This is a genomic window from Olegusella massiliensis (genome assembly GCF_900078545.1).
GTDB lineage: Bacteria > Actinomycetota > Coriobacteriia > Coriobacteriales > Atopobiaceae > Olegusella > Olegusella massiliensis.
The window spans coordinates 724,547-742,519 of record NZ_FLLS01000002.1 but is presented as its reverse complement, the minus strand read 5'-3'; the positions used below and the strand labels follow the sequence as shown (position 1 = coordinate 742,519).

The following is a 17,973-nucleotide window of genomic DNA, read 5'->3' as shown; positions in this document are numbered from 1 at the left end:
CATAAATACAGAGTTTTACCAGGCTCAAGCTGCTTCATTTTCACAAACGCGCCAGGCACCGTGGCAGGGGTGGAAAAGAGTTACCGAGCTTGCTGGTATATCTTTTTGCGATTCACCGATGCTATCTGTGTTGGATGTGGCATGTGGCAATTTGCGTTTTGGGGATTTTCTCGCGCACACGTTAAAGACCTCTTGTGTGTCTGCAAAAAGTAATGATGCGGCGCAAGCTCATGTCTCCGTTGCATACTATGCAGTTGATAACTGTGTGTCCCTTGCACGTCATAGCGCGTTTTCGCTTCCTTGGGATGTTCAATTTGCACAAATAGATATTGTTGAAGAGCTCATAAACAAGCATACGTCTGGTTTGCGGGATTCAAATTTTCCAGCCGTTGATTTGTCGCTTTGTTTTGGGTTTATGCACCACGTGCCTACCCATGCCGCTCGAGTTACTCTGATTCGAGAGTTGCTTGGAGCTACGCGCCCAGGTGGCACCTGCGCTCTCTCATTTTGGCAGTTTATGAATAACCCTAAGCTTGCTAGTCGTGCTCAAGAAACTACTGCCGAGGCGTTAGATAAACTAGGCATAACGCAGAGTGATTTAGAACCTAACGATTTTTTGTTGGGATGGCAGGAGCGTTCTGATGTCTGGCGCTATTGTCATCATTTTGATGCGGTAGAAATTGACGCACTTGTGGATGCTTCTTCTGATTTAGCAGAACTACAGGAGTGCTTTTCAGCTGACGGACGTACCGGAGATCTCAATAGGTACTTGGTATTTCGAAAGAAGAAACTCTCGTAAGATTTAGGCAGGGTTGAATAGCGTAATTACGTTTGTAGTACTGCTCCTCAGTCTTGTATAGGCTATGAGTTTTACATTGCGATAAGCTGGGATAGACCAGTGGTAGGTGAGGAGGGCATGATGTATTGCACAAACTGTGGCGCTCTGCTTGATAAAGAGGCAATTTTCTGTCCTAGCTGTGGCGTGCGGGTAGCTGTTGATTTTGATGCTTGGGATACGGCAAATCCGGAAAATACCGCCAATTCTGCATCCAGCCCTGCCGCATCCAATGACCTTACGCAACCTTTGTCTAGCGACGAAACCAAGCAAATACTTGAGGATAATGGCGAAGCTTTTGCCGCTCAAGAAGTGACGGATGATTTAGATGATTCAGGTCTTTTTGTAGATAACACAAGCATGAATGAAGCTTTTTTGGTGGCGGATAATGCGCCGACCGAATATATACCTGCGGCAGCTAATGCTCCTGTTTCTGCCGTGGCTGCCCGCCAAGCTGCGTCTCCGCGTCGTGACCGAAGCACAATTATTGCTGCGGTGGCCATAGCTGTGCTTGTGCTTGCTACCTGCGCTGTGGTGGCGATTATATTTTGGCCCAGCGAAAAGTCCGATGAGAATATGGTACAGCCTCCCTCAGAAAAAGCTGCCCCTGCTGCGCCAAAGACAGATACCAAGGATGCAAAAACTGAGACGTCTGAAATAAAACCTGATACAAGCAACGACGAGCCTTCGGCGCCCGCTTTGGATTGCTACAAGAAACTGAGCGAAATCTATATAAGCATCGGTGGATATGATGATGCGGTGAGGAATTGCTCGAGTGATTTTAACGAAAACTATCTCAAGTCTGACATGAACACGCGTAATGAGCTTGCAAATTCTGCCGCCACCATTGAGTCGGATTTACTCCAGCTGAAAAACGATATAGCGGCAATGACTGTGCCGAGCGACTCGCCCTATAGCGATGACTATAAGAATATGACTACGCTTGCGGAGGATTTGTACCAGCGTATTCATGTTATCAACCGCGCGTGGTCAAAGGTGAATTCCTATGGTGCCAATTCCAAAGATCACGACGATGAAATTAAAGAGATACTCAAGTCAGTGTATGACTCAACTAACAAAAATAAGTACTTTGAGGAGTTCAACGCGCTGTATCCCAAGGCGCAACCGACAAAAAGGTAAATAAAAACGTGGGTTAGGATTTAACATATACCTGCATTGGCCTGCGTGAATCTAGTGCGACCCTAGCGCGTGCCTCCATCGTGAGTACGAGTTGCCTGGAGATTGTTGAGGTATGTCGCAAACTCGGATGAGGTGTCTGAATTGCCCGACCGCCATGCCTTGTGATCGATAATTTTGCTTGGTGTTGTCTGACCTTCTTCAGCAAAATATGCATCGATATAGGCAATGAGCTGGTCAACAGCCGCAAGTTGGGCTTCTGGATATTCTTCGCCATAGGTGCTGGCGTGCACCATTTCAATGCCAATTGAATACGAATTCATACCATAGTCTGAAGCCCAAGAACCAATGGGCTCGGTCCCCGCTTTGTCATCGCGACTTTCGTCTGTGGTGCCAAAATAGTCGTTGTGCCCCGTGTCGCCAAAACCCGCATGATGTGCAATACGGTCAAGCGGGATGCATTGGATGATAGAGCCGTCCTTGTTGACAACAAAATGTGCTGCAACGAGCTTTCCGCTGGCCTCCCAAGAGTTCACGACTCCAGCTGCATCAGCGTTAGTTTCAGTGTCGTGCATCACGATATAGAGTTGGCTGGAGATAGGCTTTGGGCCGTGGTCAAACGCGCTGCGGAAGTCTTCGCTAATGTTGAGCTTTGCACGGAGCTCTTTGGCGCTCGGAGTGGCAGGGGAAGAGGCGGCATGTGCTGCGGAGCCCTGTGCTACGGAGCCATGTGCTGCGGAGCTCTGTGCTTGGGGTCTAGCGCTTGTAACCCCTGAGCCATCGCGCGTTTTATTCATGGTGCCACATCCGGTGAGAATACTGGCAATTGAGATACTCAAAAGGCACATAAGAACCAGGTAAAACCAAGAGTTTCGTCTTATAAAGAGCATGGGCATACTTTCAGTTGCGGGTTTGCGCTCTGCGAGTTCTCTGCGTTACCAACTCATCAAAGATATTAGACCTCCTTGACTATGCCTACAATTGAACATGGCTGTTGCATGACTGTTCGATTTTAAAATCAACGAAAGGGGGCGGCGTGGTTGCGACAAATCTCACGCGGCTTCTCCGGGAATTTGTAAATGTGCGCGATGGGCGAGCTAGTTACCAGGTGATTCGTCGCCGCGTGCAGGCTGGAGCGCGAATTGATGGGCCCCATCTATGCTTGCTCATCGTGGCAATGCTGATATCGTCGGTGGGTCTTAATATGGATTCCACCGAAGCCGTTATTGGCGCCATGCTCATCTGTCCGCTGATGGGCTCAGTTATGGGTTTTGCGTATGCAGTGGCGACTGCCGATTTGCGCATGTTGCGTGAGGTATTGGTTGGCTTTGTGGTGCAGGTGATTATTTGCCTCGTTACGTCGACTTTGTACTTTGTACTTTCTCCTATCTCAAATGAGACCTCTGAGCTGTTGACTAATTCACATCCCAATATTTGGGATGTGCTGATTGCTTTGGCGGGAGGTTTTGCGGGTGGACTTGGAATTTCGCGCGATCAAGAGCCGAGTACATTGCTTTCGGGTGTGGCAGTAGCGACTGCGCTGATGCCACCTTTATGTGCTTCTGGTTATGGTATTGCGATGGCAAAGTTCACGCTATTCGCCGGTGCCTTTTATGAGTTTTTGCTGAACGCATTATTTATTGCGGTGTCAGCCCAGGTGGTAATAATGTTGTTGAAAACTCCCCTCAAACGAGATTTAGATGGGGACGGAGTGGTGAGTACTGCAGAGAACAAAGCAGCAATGCACAGGTCAATAGTGTTGCGTCGGCGTGTAGCGATTGGAACGCTAGTTTTTCTCATCCCCTGCGTGCTTCTGACGGTTCATGCGGTCAATGAGACGATGGCGCAGAACTCGGGTGAAGCGTTTATTGTGCAAGATAGTTATGAGGTAAGGCAGACTACGCAGGAACTGGAAGCTATTTGTCCAGGTTTTGTCTCATATAGGGTCGGTGCGGTTAATGCATATGACAGCAAATCGGATGCGCTCTCTCAGCGTTTGGTGGCGACGCTCAAGACAAAAGAAGAGTTGGATAATTTGAAGAAATCTGAGATAAGAGGCTTGCTGCGCGTGCATATCAAGCAACTCGATGAATTGCGATTTGAGGTTGAGGCAAAAGACGGGGAGAACGCAACGGTTAGCGATGAGCCTGCAGATACCGATGCCGCAAAACCTCATGATGCAGTCTCAGTTCCCTCAGCAACAGCAGAAAGCTCAGCCACAAAATAATTCCCAATCCCTTTTTCACAAAATAGGGGTGGCCGGCCCAGTCGGCCACCCCTATTCGTTCTAAATGACGGTGTGCGCCATTACCTAATTTTAAGCACGTGATGTTTTTGCAGGTAGATTGGCTGAAATACAAAGCAAGTGTTTTCTCGGGTTTTGACGTGCCTTAAGAGGTATATAAAACCGCTGGTAGATGACTATACCGTGGAGAATCTGTATCAAATATTAAATAAAAATGGCTGCTAAATGGCGCACATCGCACGTCAGAGCGAATAGGGGTTTCAGTCAACCTGTGGTCAGCCCATTTGAATCAGAGTTTAAGCTAGGTGCTATCTTCGCCATGCATCTGGTGGGAATATTCGCATGCAATTCCAATTACAGAAATCATCATGAACCAGTTGTTGTTTATTTTGTATCGATAATGATGGCACATGAAAACGTTTTCCAAGGTGATTCGTTATTCGTCGACAAATGGTTTCCCACACATCTCTGTTGGCATATTCATCCCATGTGATGTCAATAACTTCTACGCCTGCATGTTCAAGCGCATGACGCCGACGTCTATCTAAGTCCATCGCCTTTTTGCCTGAGTGTCCGAATACTCCTCCAGGCTCAACGTCTATTCGTTTACCATCGGGACGAACAAACAAGATATCTGCGCGAGCATGACTGCGGCCATTTGCCATTTGTTGTTCTATCTCATTAAAAGGTATTTTTTTATTTAATCGTGCCGAGCCTGCACCTGCACCACCACGACTTCGAATGAGCTGCAACTCAACGCTCACTGCAGTTTCAAAAGGAGATTCACTGCCATTACCACTGGCTTTAAGGGCTTTTTCAACAAGTGTACTTCCAGGTAGCTCTGGATATTTGTTTAGAAGATGTTTGAGATTATCTACTGAGATGAGAGGCGCACATTCAACATAGCCATCTCCAATCAAACGGCCACTTTGTATTGGCGTCTTCCCTTCAGCTGTATAGCGCGAACAGCACAATAGCCCTTGAGGTAACAAGACGTAAGACCCGGAAAATTCGGTAATAAGTGCTGCTAATAAATGCACATCCTTGAGATAGCGCGCCATCTGGAAAATCGTAAACTCTGGGGACGCTACGTACAAACCAACTCCAGCTCGCAAAACCGATCCCTTAGGGAGCGCTGTAGAGTGGCGGTGGACGGCCACATTATTGCGCCAATGGCGATGAGCCGATGAATTGCAAAGGAGCTCTATGTTCTTTAGTGGCTGAAAATTATGAGGTAGTAGGGAAGAAGCTGCCAGTGCTGCCCATGGGTCTTCGTGAGGATGCTCCAACAAAAAATTTTCGACATCTTCCTGGATATAGATAGACCGAGCAGCAAGATCTGTTGTTGAAATGTGGAACCAAGATTTGTCTAAATGAGGTACCTTGGACAAACAATCCTTTGCCGATTCAAGAGTCTTGTAATTGCACGAAAAAGGCGGAGAAAATATTCCTGCAGCAGCAAGGCGGTGGTACCACAAGGCGCTTGTGTGCGAGAGAACAATATGCGGCTGCTGTGGCGGCTGCAATAGATAACCTCTTTGTGTTCAAACTGAAAGTTTATATGCAGACCATACCCACCCAAGCCAAAAATCAAACCTAACAATTTCACTGAACGGTGCTTCTTGTATGCGAAGAGAACAAAAATAGACCCTCATTCGCTCTAAATGACGATATGCGCCATTGTCTAGTTTTAAGTAAGTGATGTTTTTGCAGGTAGATTGACCAAAATACAAAGCAGGTGTTTTCTCGGGTTTTGACGTGCCTGTACACTTTTACAAAATAGCAGGTAAGAGCAGTGTTACAGAAAATGAGGCATAAATTTCTAATCTATTTTGTCAATAAATGGCGCATATCGCACGTCAGAGCGAATAGGGGTCATTAAAACTCAGGAATGTGGCTTAGTAAGTGAGATAAAAGAGGATCTAGACGGTAGAACCGAAGCTGATTGAGATGATAGGGTTGAAACTGTTAGATAGAACAGGGTTAGCTAAGACAGGAGGTAACGATGGGAGATGGGCCAAGGGTGGTTGCTGGCGATGAGGCAATTGTTAGCAATGATGTTTGGATCTTCCTCGTCCTCTGGAATGAGCCACACATATTTGAATTCAGCACAAAAGGTGTGACATGTATCCTGCAAATGTCTAGATCCCTTGCCTTCCAGCGGTGCAATAACGTTAGCGAGGTAGACGCCTTGACTTGTCAAATGCTGATGTATCAATCGTGCGCCTTCAGCCGTTCCGAGAGGACCGAGCGGATGTTTTCCGCTAAAGGCGTCGTTAACGATTAAGTCAAAACTTCGATGACAGTTTCGCAGCCATGCCCAGCCATCATCACAAATGAGTTCAGGGACGTTATCGGGAAATTCCTCAAGAAGCTCATTAAGAAAAAAATGTTTCCGCGCAATCTTGGTAATTGCTGGGTCAATTTCTACAACTACCGTATGCAAACAGGGGCAATGTGCGACCAACCATTTAGGAAAAGAGTATCCGCCACCACCAATAACTACAGCAGCTGGTTTGAACTCTGAAGAAGCCTGGCGTAAGCAATCTGAGGGAGGCACATGCCTGAGACAGGAAGAAGAGCAATCCTTGGCGTCTAAAAGAGGCTGAGGATCTGTAGTTTTTCCCGCCTGATCTATAGATTTAGTGGTGTGGGAGTTTCCCGTTAGACCCACAATATCGACAATTTCAGCAAAATACTTGTGATAAATACAAGCGAGCTCCCAGCGTAGATCAGGATCTACATAGGCTACCGATTGGTATTTCCCCCGAACATTTAGCAGGCGCACGGTTGTTCCATCATCATCTTGTGAATCAAATACCAGCGCTGGACCAAATTTGGTGTGCCACCACAACCACACCCCACGTTTTCTCAGTAACCATGGTAGGCACAGGATGAATATATCTAACGCACTCACAGCCACAATCAGTACCAAAAGCAGCGTCGGCATGCAAATTCACCCCCAGAGAAATTGTGAGTATATAAAGATATGCGGTATACTACACGCTTGCAAACACATCGCAAACGCGATGGTCGCACCCACGGAGGTTAAACATGATACTTGGTATGGGCGTTCCCGAGCTACTCGTGATTCTCATCATTGCATTGGTCATCTTTGGGCCCAAGAATCTTCCGAAGCTTGGTTCTGCACTAGGCAAGACCGTCAAAAATGTCCGTGAGGGCATGGATGAGGGTGAAAGCTCTGAGGCTGATGCCGAAAAGACCGATGACAAGGATATCAAAGATACCGAGTAAGCTATCGGCGATTATTCGTCGTGTAGATGCAACTGCTTGAGCAAGGCCGGGCGGCTGCGTTTTGCTCTGTTGAGCTTGATTCTCGTGGCAATCATACAATATCAACTAGTACCACCCATTTCGACATATAGAAGGCAGCACATGGCAAAGACTGAGATGACGCTCACTCCCGAGGGCCGCAATAAGTTGGTTGAGGAGCTCGAGTATCGCGAGGGCGACAAGAACACCGAGATTATTGAGGCAATCAAGGAGGCTCGCGCGCAAGGAGACCTTTCCGAGAATGCTGAGTATGATGCCGCTAAGGAAGAGCAGGCAAAAAACGCAGCTCGTATTAACGAGATTCGTCAGATTCTTTCGACTGCTCGTGTGGTTGAGATAGGCGCTGGTGAGCTGTCTGTATCGCTGGGCTGCACAGTCGAGTTCGAAGATTCCAAGGGCAAAAAGGTTGCTTTTACCATCGTTGGCACCACCGAGACTGACTCCCTTGAGAATAAGATTTCCAACGAATCCCCTGTCGGTGCAGCTAGTATGGGTCATCTTGTGGGTGACAAGATTAGCTACGTTACCCCCTCTGGTAAGACACGTGACCTCACCATTACCAACATTACTCGCTAAAACATCGCCGCATCTTCACGCGCTGGCAGCTCATGGACTTGGGCTGGTGGCGCGTTATATACTGCGTTATAGCTAAAGCTAAGGCCTTTGAACCTGCACACACTACGCAGGTGGGCCTTTATTTTTACGAGAGGAACGCTCACATGGCAGAGCAGGACGCCACCACCCAACAAGCTGCCCCATCCGTAAACGACGAGAGAGCTCAACGTCGCGCACGACGTCAGACTCTTCTGGATCAGGGTATCAATCCCTATCCCATTCAAAGTCATGTCACCGCGCATGCCGCTGAGCTTGAAAAGCGTTATGTTGATCTTGAAGATGGCGGCGACACAGATGACGTGGTGACCCTTGGTGGTCGCATTCGAGCAAAGCGTGGGCAGGGTAAAGTTTCCTTCATCGTGATCGAGGATTGCACGGGTCAAATGCAGCTATTTTGCCGCATTAATGTGCTGGGCGAGGATAAGTGGGGCATCCTCGACATGCTCGACTTGGGCGATGTCATTGAGGCGACCGGCACCGTAGTGCGTACTCGTCGTGGCCAGCTCTCTGTCTCGCCGACCAATATCACGATTCTTTCTAAGGCTTGTCGTCCGCTGCCTGAGAAGTTCCACGGTCTTACCGACAAGGAAGTTCGTTATCGCCAGCGTTACGTAGACCTCATCATGAACCCCGAGGTAAAAGATGTTTTTGTCAAGCGCTCGCGCATCCTGTCTGCCTTCCGCAGTTATATGTTGGAGCAGGGCTACCTCGAGGTTGAGACGCCCATCTTGCAGGAGACCCTCGGTGGCGCTAACGCTCGTCCTTTTACTACACATTTCAATGCGCTGGATCAGGAAGTTTACCTGCGTATTGCTACCGAACTCCATCTCAAGCGACTCATTGTAGGTGGTATGGAGCGCGTTTGGGAGATGGGCCGTCAGTTCCGCAATGAAGGTATGGACCTCACCCATAACCCCGAGTTCACCAGCATGGAGGCCTATTGCGCCTACAATGATCTTGAGGGGATGAAGCGCCTTGCGGAGGGCTTCATTAAGGCGGGCAACGCCGCTGTTAACGAGAGTGAGCAAATTCCTTTTGGTGAGTACACCATCGATCTTTCGGGTGAGTGGCGTTCTGCTCCCATGAACGAACTTGTCTCCGAGCGCGTAGGTGAGCAGGTCAGCATTGACACACCCGTTGAGCATCTACGTGAGCTTCTTGAGAAAAATGGTCTTGAATGGGAGCCAAGCTGGGGTGCTGGTAAGCTCATTTTTACTCTTTATGATGAGCTCTGCGAAAGTCAGATTGTCAATCCAACCTTTGTCTGTGATTATCCCGTTGAGGTCTCACCGCTGGCAAAGCGCAAGGATGATGAGCCGCGTTTGACCGACCGTTTTGAGTTGGTTATTGCTGGTCACGAGTATGCCAATGCCTTCTCCGAACTCAATGACCCCGTTGATCAGGAAGGTCGCTTCCAGGCACAGGTGGCTGCAAAGGCCGCAGGTGATGATGAAGCCATGGAGTACGATTACGACTATGTGCGCGCACTCGAGTACGGTATGCCTCCTACGGGTGGTATTGGCATTGGTATCGACCGCACCGTTATGCTTTTGACTAATCAACCTTCGATTCGTGATGTGCTTCTCTTCCCACACATGAAGCCTGAGAATCGTTAAATTGCCGCAACAATGCAGCGCAGGAGTGTCGTCTGCTCCGCGCTTGCGTTTATACTTAAGTAAATCTGAGAACCCTGTAGCTACCACAAAACGTAGCTACAGGGTTTCAAAGCAAAAGGGGGAAGCATGGCAGACAAACTTGAAAGTGGTCTTACGCGCGAGCAGGCGTTTGATCTTCTTAAGCAGTACAACGAAGATGAATATCATATTTTGCATGGTCAACAGGTCGAGGCCCTGATGCGTTATTACGCTGAGAAGTACGATCCTGAAAATGTTGATTTTTGGGGTCAGGTAGGCTTGCTCCACGACCTTGATTGGGAGAAGTGGCAAGACGATATGCTCCACACGGTCAAGACGGCCGAGTTGCTTGCCGAAGCGGGTGCTAACCCCGCGCTTGCACATGCTATCCAGACCCACAACTATGACATCAACCCTGAGCTGCCTGCACCCGAGCTCAAGATGGAACGTGTACTTTATGCAGTTGATGAGCTTAGCGGCCTAATCAATGCGTGTATTCGCATGCGCCCCTCGGGTTCTGTGACCGATTTTGAAATTAAGAGCCTTAAGAAGAAATTCAAAAACAAAAAATTTGCTGCTGGCTGTGATCGTGATGTTATCGCACATGGTGCCGAACTCAATGGCATGACGCTCGATGAACTGTTTGCGAGCATTATTGCAGCTGAGCAGGAGCTTGTAGCAACGAGTGAGGCCTTTAACTAAGCAGTCAGAGTATGGCTGTACAGTCGCTTGTATGTGCTGTGCTGCTTTCCTACGAAGTGAAATAAAAGACGGATGTCAGGGATGGCACCCGTCTTTTTGATACAAAGTGCGCCACAGTGTTTACTTAGCTGCTTATGTGGGTAAACGTGAACAGACTACCAGTAAGAAGCTGACGCTACCATCACAGCAGCATTGTGTTGCACATGGCGGCGCAGAAGGGCAGTGTGAGCATGTTCGAAAAATTTACCGATCGAGCTCGGAAAGTTATGAGCCTCGCCCAAGACGAAGCTCAGCGTCTGGGCAAAATGTATGTTGGAACGGAGCATTTGCTGCTCGCGCTGATTAAAGAAAGCGATGGCGTCGCTGCCAAGGCTCTCGCGTCACTCGATGTGACCTATGAGGAAACTTTAGCAACTATTCGTCAGATTTCTAGCGAGGATTTGCAACCAGGCTCCGGTGGACACATCCCCTTTACACCACGGGCAAAGCGTGTGCTAGAAAATGCCTATCGCGAAACCATGGCACATGGACAAACGTATATCGCAACCGAACATCTCTTGCTGGGAATTGTGAGCGAGGGTGACGGTATTGCGATGACCGCTTTGGGTCGTATGGGTATTTCGGCTGACGCGGTACGCAATGCGGTGGCAGAACTCGTTAATAAAGACAAACCTCGCGAGTCGCATCATCAGTCTGCTCCTGTGAGTTTTGGACAAATGTTTGCAGGTCAGCGCCCTGATGAGGACGATGACGATTCGCTGCTGGAACGTTTTGGTCGCAACCTTACCAAGCTCGCTGCTGAAGGCAAGCTTGATCCCGTGATTGGTCGCGATCGCGAGACCGAGCGTGTGATGCAGGTATTGGCTCGTCGTCAAAAGAACAATCCTCTTATTTTGGGTGATCCTGGTGTTGGCAAGACTGCTGTTGTTGAAGGTCTTGCTCAGCTAGTTGCTGCAGGCAATGTGCCTGATATTTTGCGTGGCAAGCAAATCTGGACACTTGATATGGCGGCCATGGTTGCAGGCTCAAAGTACCGCGGTGAGTTTGAAGATCGCCTAAAGAAGGTTATTGCTGAGGTGGAGTCTGCCGACGATGTCATTTTGTTTATCGATGAGATTCACACAGTGCTAGGCGCTGGTTCAGCGGAAGGATCGATGGACGCAGCCTCCATCATGAAACCCCCTCTGTCACGTGGTGAAATTCAGGTTATTGGCGCAACTACTGCGGAAGAATATCGCAAGCATATTGAGAAAGATTCTGCTTTTGAGCGTCGCTTCCAGCCTGTCTATATTGGCGAACCCAGTATTGCTGATACGCTAGAGATCCTTTCTGGTTTGCGCAGCAGCTATGAAAAACATCATCACGTGCGTTATACGGAAAAAGCCCTCAAAGCTGCAGTAACCTTATCTAATCGTTATATTCAGGATCGTTTTTTGCCAGACAAGGCGATTGATGTTATTGACGAGGCAGGTGCCCGTACTCGTGTTCACAAGATGTCATTGCCGCCCGATCTTGCGCGCGTTGATGAAGAGCTAACGCAGCTTGCCGCAAAAAAAGATGAGGCGGCGGATGCGCAGGAGTACGAGGAGGCCGCCCGCCTGCGTGATGAGGAAAAAAGTCTTTCTGCCAAGCGCGATCAGCTTGAGGAAGAGTGGCGTGCAAAGCAAGCTCTCAATGTGGTCACAGTTGATGAGCAGGCTATCGCCGATGTCGTATCCGATATCACGGGTGTGCCGGTATCTAATCTCACTGAGGCAGAGGCTGCAAAGCTCTTGCGTTGTGAGGATGCCTTGCATCAACGCGTTATTGGTCAGGACGAGGCAATTAGTGCGGTAAGCCGTGCGATTCGTCGTTCGCGCTCGCCGCTCAAGGATCCGCGAAGGCCCGGTGGTTCTTTCATCTTCCTTGGACCTTCGGGTGTAGGAAAAACTGAGTTGGCAAAGTCGCTCGCAGAGTTTCTCTTTGGCAGCGAAGACGCGCTGATTTCCTTTGATATGAGCGAGTTTATGGAGAAGCACACTGTGTCCAAGCTGGTTGGCGCTCCTCCTGGATATGTGGGCTATGACGAAGGTGGTGAGCTTACCAAAGCTGTGCGCCGTCGTCCATATTCAGTTGTGCTTTTCGACGAGATTGAAAAAGCCCACCCTGACGTCTTTAATATTTTGCTTCAAATCCTTGATGAAGGTCATCTCACCGATGGCCAAGGACGACAGGTAGACTTCTCAAATACGGTCATCATCATGACCTCTAACATTGGCGCACGTGAGATTGCCCATACGTCTCCTATGGGCTTTACGAGCCAAGGCGACGATGGGCTGTCAGATAAAGAAATTCGCAGCCGTGTGGAAGCTGAACTCAAGAAGCTTTTCCGTCCTGAATTCCTCAATCGTGTTGACGAAATTGTGGTCTTCAAATCGCTCACGAGTGAGCAATTACGTCAGATTGTTGAGCTGCTGGTTGGCGATTTGCGCAGACGTCTGGTGGGGCAGGGTATGTCCATTGAGCTAAGTGATGCAGCGGCCGATTTTGTAGCAGCTAAGGGCACGGACAAGATTTATGGTGCCCGTCCTTTACGTCGTGCAATCCAGACGCTTATCGAGGATCCTTTGGCTGAGGCTTTACTACAGGGTAATTACGGCGCAGGTGACATTATTTGCGTCGATACCGCTGAAGTCGACGGTGAAAAAAAGATTGTCTTTTCCAAGCGCCAGGGTGAGATTCCTCAGCTGGAAGAGAGAACGCATCTTGATGCGCCACGTGCCCGTGAACGTTGGAACCTTGGTGCTGGTGGCGGAGCTTCGGGTCGCGCCCCTGTAAGCGGAGGTACTCTCGAAGGATCGGCTGAATAGCCACCTTTGTATGAAGCAAAACGGGGTCCTGCTTGTGCAGGGTCCCTTTTTGCTGTGCCGAGCATCTAGATAAATCGGCGCGCGGAACGTAACATGCTCTCGTCCTACTTCGACAAGAGCTGCTTGCCAAACGCCACAGATCATTTCAAAAGTCGTGCTCCCGTTTGTCAAACGCCACGTTCTGTTTCAAAGGGCTTGACGTTTGCCCAGGTAGATTTTTTCGCGTGAAATGAAACGTGGCTTTTGGCTAAAAAAGTGAAGTAGAACGTGGCTTTTGGCACCTGCCTTGAAGCGGCACGAAACGCAACGTAGCTTTTGGCACTTCGCATCAACATAGCAGACTGCTCGTGCAGATATGAATATTTCTCGTACGCTCTGCTTCTATTTAATGCAACGCCAGCTTGGGATAGAGCTGGCAGTCAACTCATCCATTGCATTAAAACCAGAACGCCTGAGTTTGTCTCTGAGTATGATGATCTTTTTCTTGCAGCATGGTGGTATCTTCTGATACGAGAACGTTGAGGGCGCATAGGGTTCAGCAAGACGAAAGTAAAGACAGTGGCGGCTACATGCCATCATGAGAAGACTGGGGAAGAGGAAGAGACCGCTGTTTGGAGCCTCAGACCGTCTTATACTAGTAAGGGTATGAACAGAATCGACGCAGCTCGTCTTCGCATATGGAGGTAATGCATGGACATTCTCGCGCCAACTGACAACGAAAAAACTACCGCTGAGCGTCTTGATGAAGCAATACGTCAAGCCGCCCCCGGCACAGCTCTTCGCCATGCGCTTGACATGATTATTGCTGCTCATCTTGGTGCACTGATCTGTATCGGTGACGTAGAAAATGTTATCGCTGCCGGTGATGATGGTTTTAAACTTGATATCTCGTTTACGGCAAACCGCCTCTTTGAACTCGCAAAGATGGATGGTGCCATCGTAATTGACAAGGATCTCACAAGGATTTTGCGTGCGAATTATCACCTCAATCCCGACCCATCTCTACCAACATCCGAGACGGGCATGCGTCACCGTACAGCTGCACGCATGAGCTTGCTGACCAAGGCATTAGTGATTTCTGTGTCGCAGCGTCGCCAGGTGGTTACATTCTTTATTGATGGCCACGGTACTCAAATGCGCACTGTTTCCGAGTTGATGGGCATGGTCAACCAACTACTAGTCTCGATGCAAAATACGCGTACGCGGCTTGATCATGGTCTGCTTCGCCTGACAACCCTCGAGCTTGATGATTACGTTACGATACGTGATGTTACTGACGTTCTCTACCTCTTTGAAGTGCTGATGACCGAATCACAGGAGCTGAGCGGTGTTATTTCGGAGCTTGGGTCGGAGGGACGTACCATTGCGATGCAGCGTGATGAGTTTGTGGGTGACATGGACGAGACGTACACCCTGATGATTCGTGACTATGCGGCTGATTCTACCGAGGAAAATGCCCGTGCGATACGTCGTGCTTTCCACGAGATGCGCAATGGAGAAATGCGTTCGGCAAAGACAGTCGCTGCGGCTTTGGGCTTTGAAGATCGTAGTGAAGATTCGCCTGTGACATCTTTGGGTCTGCGCACGCTGAGCAATGTTTCGGTTGTGCGTGATGGTGTAGCTGACAAACTCGTCAATGAGTATGGATCACTGCGTCGCTTGATTGACGCTATTGCAGCGCATCCCGAACATGTTGGTGATTTAGGTGTGCGCAATCCCAATATTTTGCTTGATACGTTGCAGCGTATGCAGGGGAACCGTGTATGAGTTACTGCGATGAGCTTTGCAAGCAGGACGCACAGGTCGCAAACGCTGCGCAGGAGCAGCGCCAAGGTGACGGCGATGTTGATAGGTCTACCTGCGCAATTATAGTTGCGGGAGGGCTCGGTCGGCGCTTTGGCAACCCTGCGGGCAAGCAATATGTAGCGCTTGCTGGCATGCCCATCTTGTGTTGGTCGGTCCTAGCGGCCGATCGCGCAGCCTCGGTATGCTCACTTGTTGTGGTGACGCCCAAAGGATATATTGCACAGACCCAGCATCTCATCGAAGATACGCTTACTCTGATTCATCCCATTTGCTATGTCGAAGGTGGGACAACTCGTCAGGAGTCAGTGGCCCATGGCTTGAGTCGTGTTCCCACTCATTGCGGACTCATCGCCGTGCATGATGGGGCGCGACCACTTGCGCAATCCGAAGCGTTCGAGGCATGCATCGATCGGCTACAGCAAGATACTCTGCTTGTTGGTGCGATTGCTGCCACCCCTTCAATTGATACGCTCAAGCTTGTGGAAGGAACAACAGTTATCTCGACCCCTGACAGAAGTTTTTATTGGTGCGCTCAGACGCCTCAAATTTTTCACCGGGAGGCCTTGCTTGAGGCATATCGCTTAGCAGCGCAGGAGGGATTTATAGGCACTGACGATGCGTCCCTTGTTGAGCGACAAGGAGGACGTGTTGCGTGTGTAGACTGCGGAAAGAACAATCTCAAAGTGACGCTTCCTGAAGATGCTCTCTTGGCAGAAGCGCTCCTTGAGCAACGCTTGTCACAAGAAGGTTGTGGCTTTTAAGAAGATTGAGCTGGCTTAGCGTTGGCTTTGAAAGGATTATATATGCGTATTGGACATGGCTTTGATGTGCATGCTTTTGCTGATGCTGCGGCAGGACGCCCCTGTATTTTAGGCGGCACTGCCGTGGAGTCAGAGCGTGGGCTTGCGGGACATTCAGATGCCGATGTGGTAACGCATGCCCTGATGGATGCTCTGCTTGGTGCTGCTCGCATTGAAGGCGCCAACGATATCGGACAGATGTTTCCCGATAGCGATCCGGCATATAAAGATGCAGATTCGATTGCGCTGCTCCAACGCGTGTGTACTCTGCTTTTCGACAATGGCTGGCAGATTATGGACGTGGACTGTACGGTTGCTGCCCAAGCACCGCGCTTGGCACCCTATCGTCAGATGATGCGCGAACGTCTTGCTACTGCGATGCATCTGAATTTGCAGCAGGTGGGCGTCAAGGCCACCACGACCGAGCATCTGGGGTTTGTGGGTCGAGGCGAAGGAATTGCTGCGTGGGCTGTGGTTTTGCTTGACGAAAAATAGGTCCTGAATCCGCCCGTTGTACAAGCGCGTTAAAATCAGCACACACGACTACTATCGAGGAGTTTTTATGCTCGTCTACAACAGCCAAAATCACCGTAAAGAAGAACTCAAGACCATCGAGCCTGGCAAGCTGCGCATGTACGTCTGTGGCCCTACAGTCTACGATCAGATTCACATTGGCAATGGTCGCACCTTCCTTGCTTTTGACGTGATTCGTCGCTATCTCACCTACAAAGGCTATGAAGTCACCTTTGCTCAAAACCTTACTGATGTGGATGACAAGATTATCAATCGGGCAAATGAGCAGGGCCGCACTGCTGCTGAGGTTGCTGAGGAATATTCCTGCGCCTTTATCGAGCAAATGCACCGTTTAGGCGTGCTCGATCCGGACATTCGTCCCCGTGCCACGCGCGAGATTGCTGCCATGCAAGACATGATTTCAACTCTGATTGAAGGTGGTCATGCCTACGTGGTCAAATCGGGAGACGTGTACTTTTCTGTACGTAGTGACAATCGCTATGGTATGGTGTCTGGTCGCAACATTGATCAGCTGCAGGTGGGTGCGCGTGTTGAGGAAAATACCGACAAACGTGATCCTTTGGATTTTGCGTTATGGAAGGCCGCAAAGCCAGGTGAGCCCTCGTGGCCATCGCCTTGGGGTGAAGGTCGCCCAGGCTGGCACACCGAGTGCTGCGCAATGATTCATCATTACTTAGGTACTCCCATTGATATCCACGGCGGCGGTGCCGACCTGGTGTTTCCGCATCACGAAAATGAGACTGCTCAGGCCTATTGTGCCTGGGGTCAACCCCTGGCCCATACTTGGATGCATACAGGCATGTTGCGCGTTGAGGGCGAAAAAATGTCTAAGAGCTTGGGCAATTTCTATACGCTCAAGGAAGTTTTGGATAAGTATCCTGCAGGAGCAGTGCGCCTCTTGATGTTGCAAACTCACTATCGCTCACCGTTGGACTTTTCTTTTGAGCGCTTGGACGGTGCTGTAGGGACGCTTGAGCGTTTACAGACGTGCGTTAAAAATCTACGCTGGGCAGCACAGAATGCTCCCCAGGATGGCACTTTGACCCAGCAGGATCGCACCCTTGGTGCCGCTATTGATGAGGCTCACCGTGAGTTTGTCATCCAAATGGACGATGACTTTAACACTGCTGGTGGTTTAGCGGCAATCTTTGCGCTGGTTACAGCTGCAAATAGCTATCTTGATGCTGCGGGTGCTGAAATTTCGACTGCACTGGCACTGCGGGCTTCCGATGCCATTATCGAGCTTGCTGAGGTGTTGGGTATCGAGCTTTCCCGCAATGAAGAAGAGCTGCCTGCGGGTCTTATCGATCTTGCGCGTGAGCAGGCGGGCTATGCTGGTGATTCTGCGACTGAGGCGGCAGAAGCACTGCTGGCTGCTCGCCAAGTTGCCCGCACTCAGAAAAACTGGGGTATCGCCGATGCCATTCGCGATGGCATTGCCGAGCTGGGGCTCGTAGTTGAAGACACGTCAGCCGGTGCTCGTCTTCGTACAAAGAAGTAATCGATTCTCTAGTGCTATGCG

15 protein-coding genes are annotated in these 17,973 nt (G+C 49.6%); 12 read left to right on the top strand and 3 right to left on the bottom strand.

Going from position 1 to position 17,973, the window contains the following annotated elements:
* The first annotated feature begins 196 nt into the window (after positions 1 to 196).
* Together BN4314_RS03570 and BN4314_RS03565 are read left to right on the top strand one after the other, a co-directional pair.
* Complete coding sequence (locus BN4314_RS03570) at positions 197 to 799, top strand: class I SAM-dependent methyltransferase (RefSeq protein ID WP_148424855.1); 603 nt, start codon at positions 197 to 199, stop codon at positions 797 to 799.
* 120 nt (positions 800 to 919) lie between these two features.
* Positions 920 to 1,975 carry a zinc ribbon domain-containing protein gene (locus tag BN4314_RS03565; RefSeq protein WP_068539821.1) on the top strand — a complete coding sequence of 352 codons (1,056 nt, stop codon included), beginning with the start codon at positions 920 to 922 and terminating at the stop codon, positions 1,973 to 1,975.
* A gap of 62 nt (positions 1,976 to 2,037) precedes the next feature.
* Here BN4314_RS03565 and BN4314_RS03560 read toward each other — a convergent pair whose 3' ends face one another.
* Positions 2,038 to 2,769: an N-acetylmuramoyl-L-alanine amidase gene (locus BN4314_RS03560; RefSeq protein WP_051333049.1), complete on the bottom strand. Its 732-nt coding sequence runs from the start codon at positions 2,767 to 2,769 to the stop codon at positions 2,038 to 2,040.
* Between the two features lie 239 nt (positions 2,770 to 3,008).
* Here BN4314_RS03560 and BN4314_RS03555 point away from each other — a divergent pair, with 239 nt between their 5' ends.
* Positions 3,009 to 4,199, top strand: a complete 1,191-nt coding sequence (locus tag BN4314_RS03555; RefSeq protein WP_021734757.1) for a DUF389 domain-containing protein — start codon at positions 3,009 to 3,011, stop codon at positions 4,197 to 4,199.
* A gap of 326 nt (positions 4,200 to 4,525) precedes the next feature.
* Here BN4314_RS03555 and BN4314_RS03550 read toward each other — a convergent pair whose 3' ends face one another.
* Both BN4314_RS03550 and BN4314_RS03545 read right to left on the bottom strand, forming a co-directional pair.
* Complete coding sequence (locus tag BN4314_RS03550; RefSeq protein ID WP_021734455.1) at positions 4,526 to 5,743, bottom strand: hypothetical protein; 1,218 nt, start codon at positions 5,741 to 5,743, stop codon at positions 4,526 to 4,528.
* Between the two features lie 461 nt (positions 5,744 to 6,204).
* Positions 6,205 to 7,167, bottom strand: coding sequence for a spermidine synthase (locus BN4314_RS03545; protein WP_021734619.1), 963 nt, complete (start codon positions 7,165 to 7,167; stop codon positions 6,205 to 6,207).
* Between the two features lie 104 nt (positions 7,168 to 7,271).
* Between BN4314_RS03545 and tatA the strand changes: the two genes are divergently transcribed.
* The 9 genes from tatA (at position 7,272) to cysS (ending at position 17,952) form a co-directional block, all read left to right on the top strand.
* Entirely contained in the window at positions 7,272 to 7,472 is a 201-nt protein-coding gene (gene tatA, locus BN4314_RS03540) for a twin-arginine translocase TatA/TatE family subunit (RefSeq protein WP_021734732.1), read from the top strand.
* Positions 7,473 to 7,613: 141 nt separating this feature from the next.
* Positions 7,614 to 8,087: a transcription elongation factor GreA gene (greA, locus tag BN4314_RS03535; RefSeq protein WP_021734488.1), complete on the top strand. Its 474-nt coding sequence runs from the start codon at positions 7,614 to 7,616 to the stop codon at positions 8,085 to 8,087.
* Positions 8,088 to 8,230: 143 nt separating this feature from the next.
* A complete protein-coding gene (gene lysS / locus BN4314_RS03530; RefSeq protein WP_068539817.1) occupies positions 8,231 to 9,742 on the top strand; it encodes a lysine--tRNA ligase in 1,512 nt (503 codons plus the stop codon).
* Between the two features lie 126 nt (positions 9,743 to 9,868).
* On the top strand, positions 9,869 to 10,462 hold the full coding sequence (locus tag BN4314_RS03525; protein WP_068539815.1) for an HD domain-containing protein: 594 nt from the start codon (positions 9,869 to 9,871) through the stop codon (positions 10,460 to 10,462).
* 230 nt (positions 10,463 to 10,692) lie between these two features.
* Positions 10,693 to 13,311 carry an ATP-dependent Clp protease ATP-binding subunit gene (locus BN4314_RS03520; RefSeq protein WP_068540788.1) on the top strand — a complete coding sequence of 873 codons (2,619 nt, stop codon included), beginning with the start codon at positions 10,693 to 10,695 and terminating at the stop codon, positions 13,309 to 13,311.
* Positions 13,312 to 14,001: 690 nt separating this feature from the next.
* Positions 14,002 to 15,078 (top strand): DNA integrity scanning diadenylate cyclase DisA, encoded by a 1,077-nt coding sequence (disA, locus tag BN4314_RS03515; RefSeq protein ID WP_021734518.1) that lies wholly within the window; start codon positions 14,002 to 14,004, stop codon positions 15,076 to 15,078.
* A complete protein-coding gene (gene ispD / locus BN4314_RS03510) occupies positions 15,075 to 15,878 on the top strand; it encodes a 2-C-methyl-D-erythritol 4-phosphate cytidylyltransferase (RefSeq protein ID WP_021734761.1) in 804 nt (267 codons plus the stop codon). The genes disA and ispD overlap by 4 nt, the downstream gene beginning before the upstream one ends.
* Before the next feature lie 42 nt (positions 15,879 to 15,920).
* The gene (gene ispF, locus BN4314_RS03505) at positions 15,921 to 16,412 is read left to right on the top strand and encodes a 2-C-methyl-D-erythritol 2,4-cyclodiphosphate synthase (protein ID WP_068539813.1); all 492 of its coding nucleotides are present in this window, start codon (positions 15,921 to 15,923) and stop codon (positions 16,410 to 16,412) included.
* Between the two features lie 67 nt (positions 16,413 to 16,479).
* Positions 16,480 to 17,952 carry a cysteine--tRNA ligase gene (gene cysS, locus BN4314_RS03500; protein WP_068539811.1) on the top strand — a complete coding sequence of 491 codons (1,473 nt, stop codon included), beginning with the start codon at positions 16,480 to 16,482 and terminating at the stop codon, positions 17,950 to 17,952.
* Positions 17,953 to 17,973: the final 21 nt, after the last annotated feature.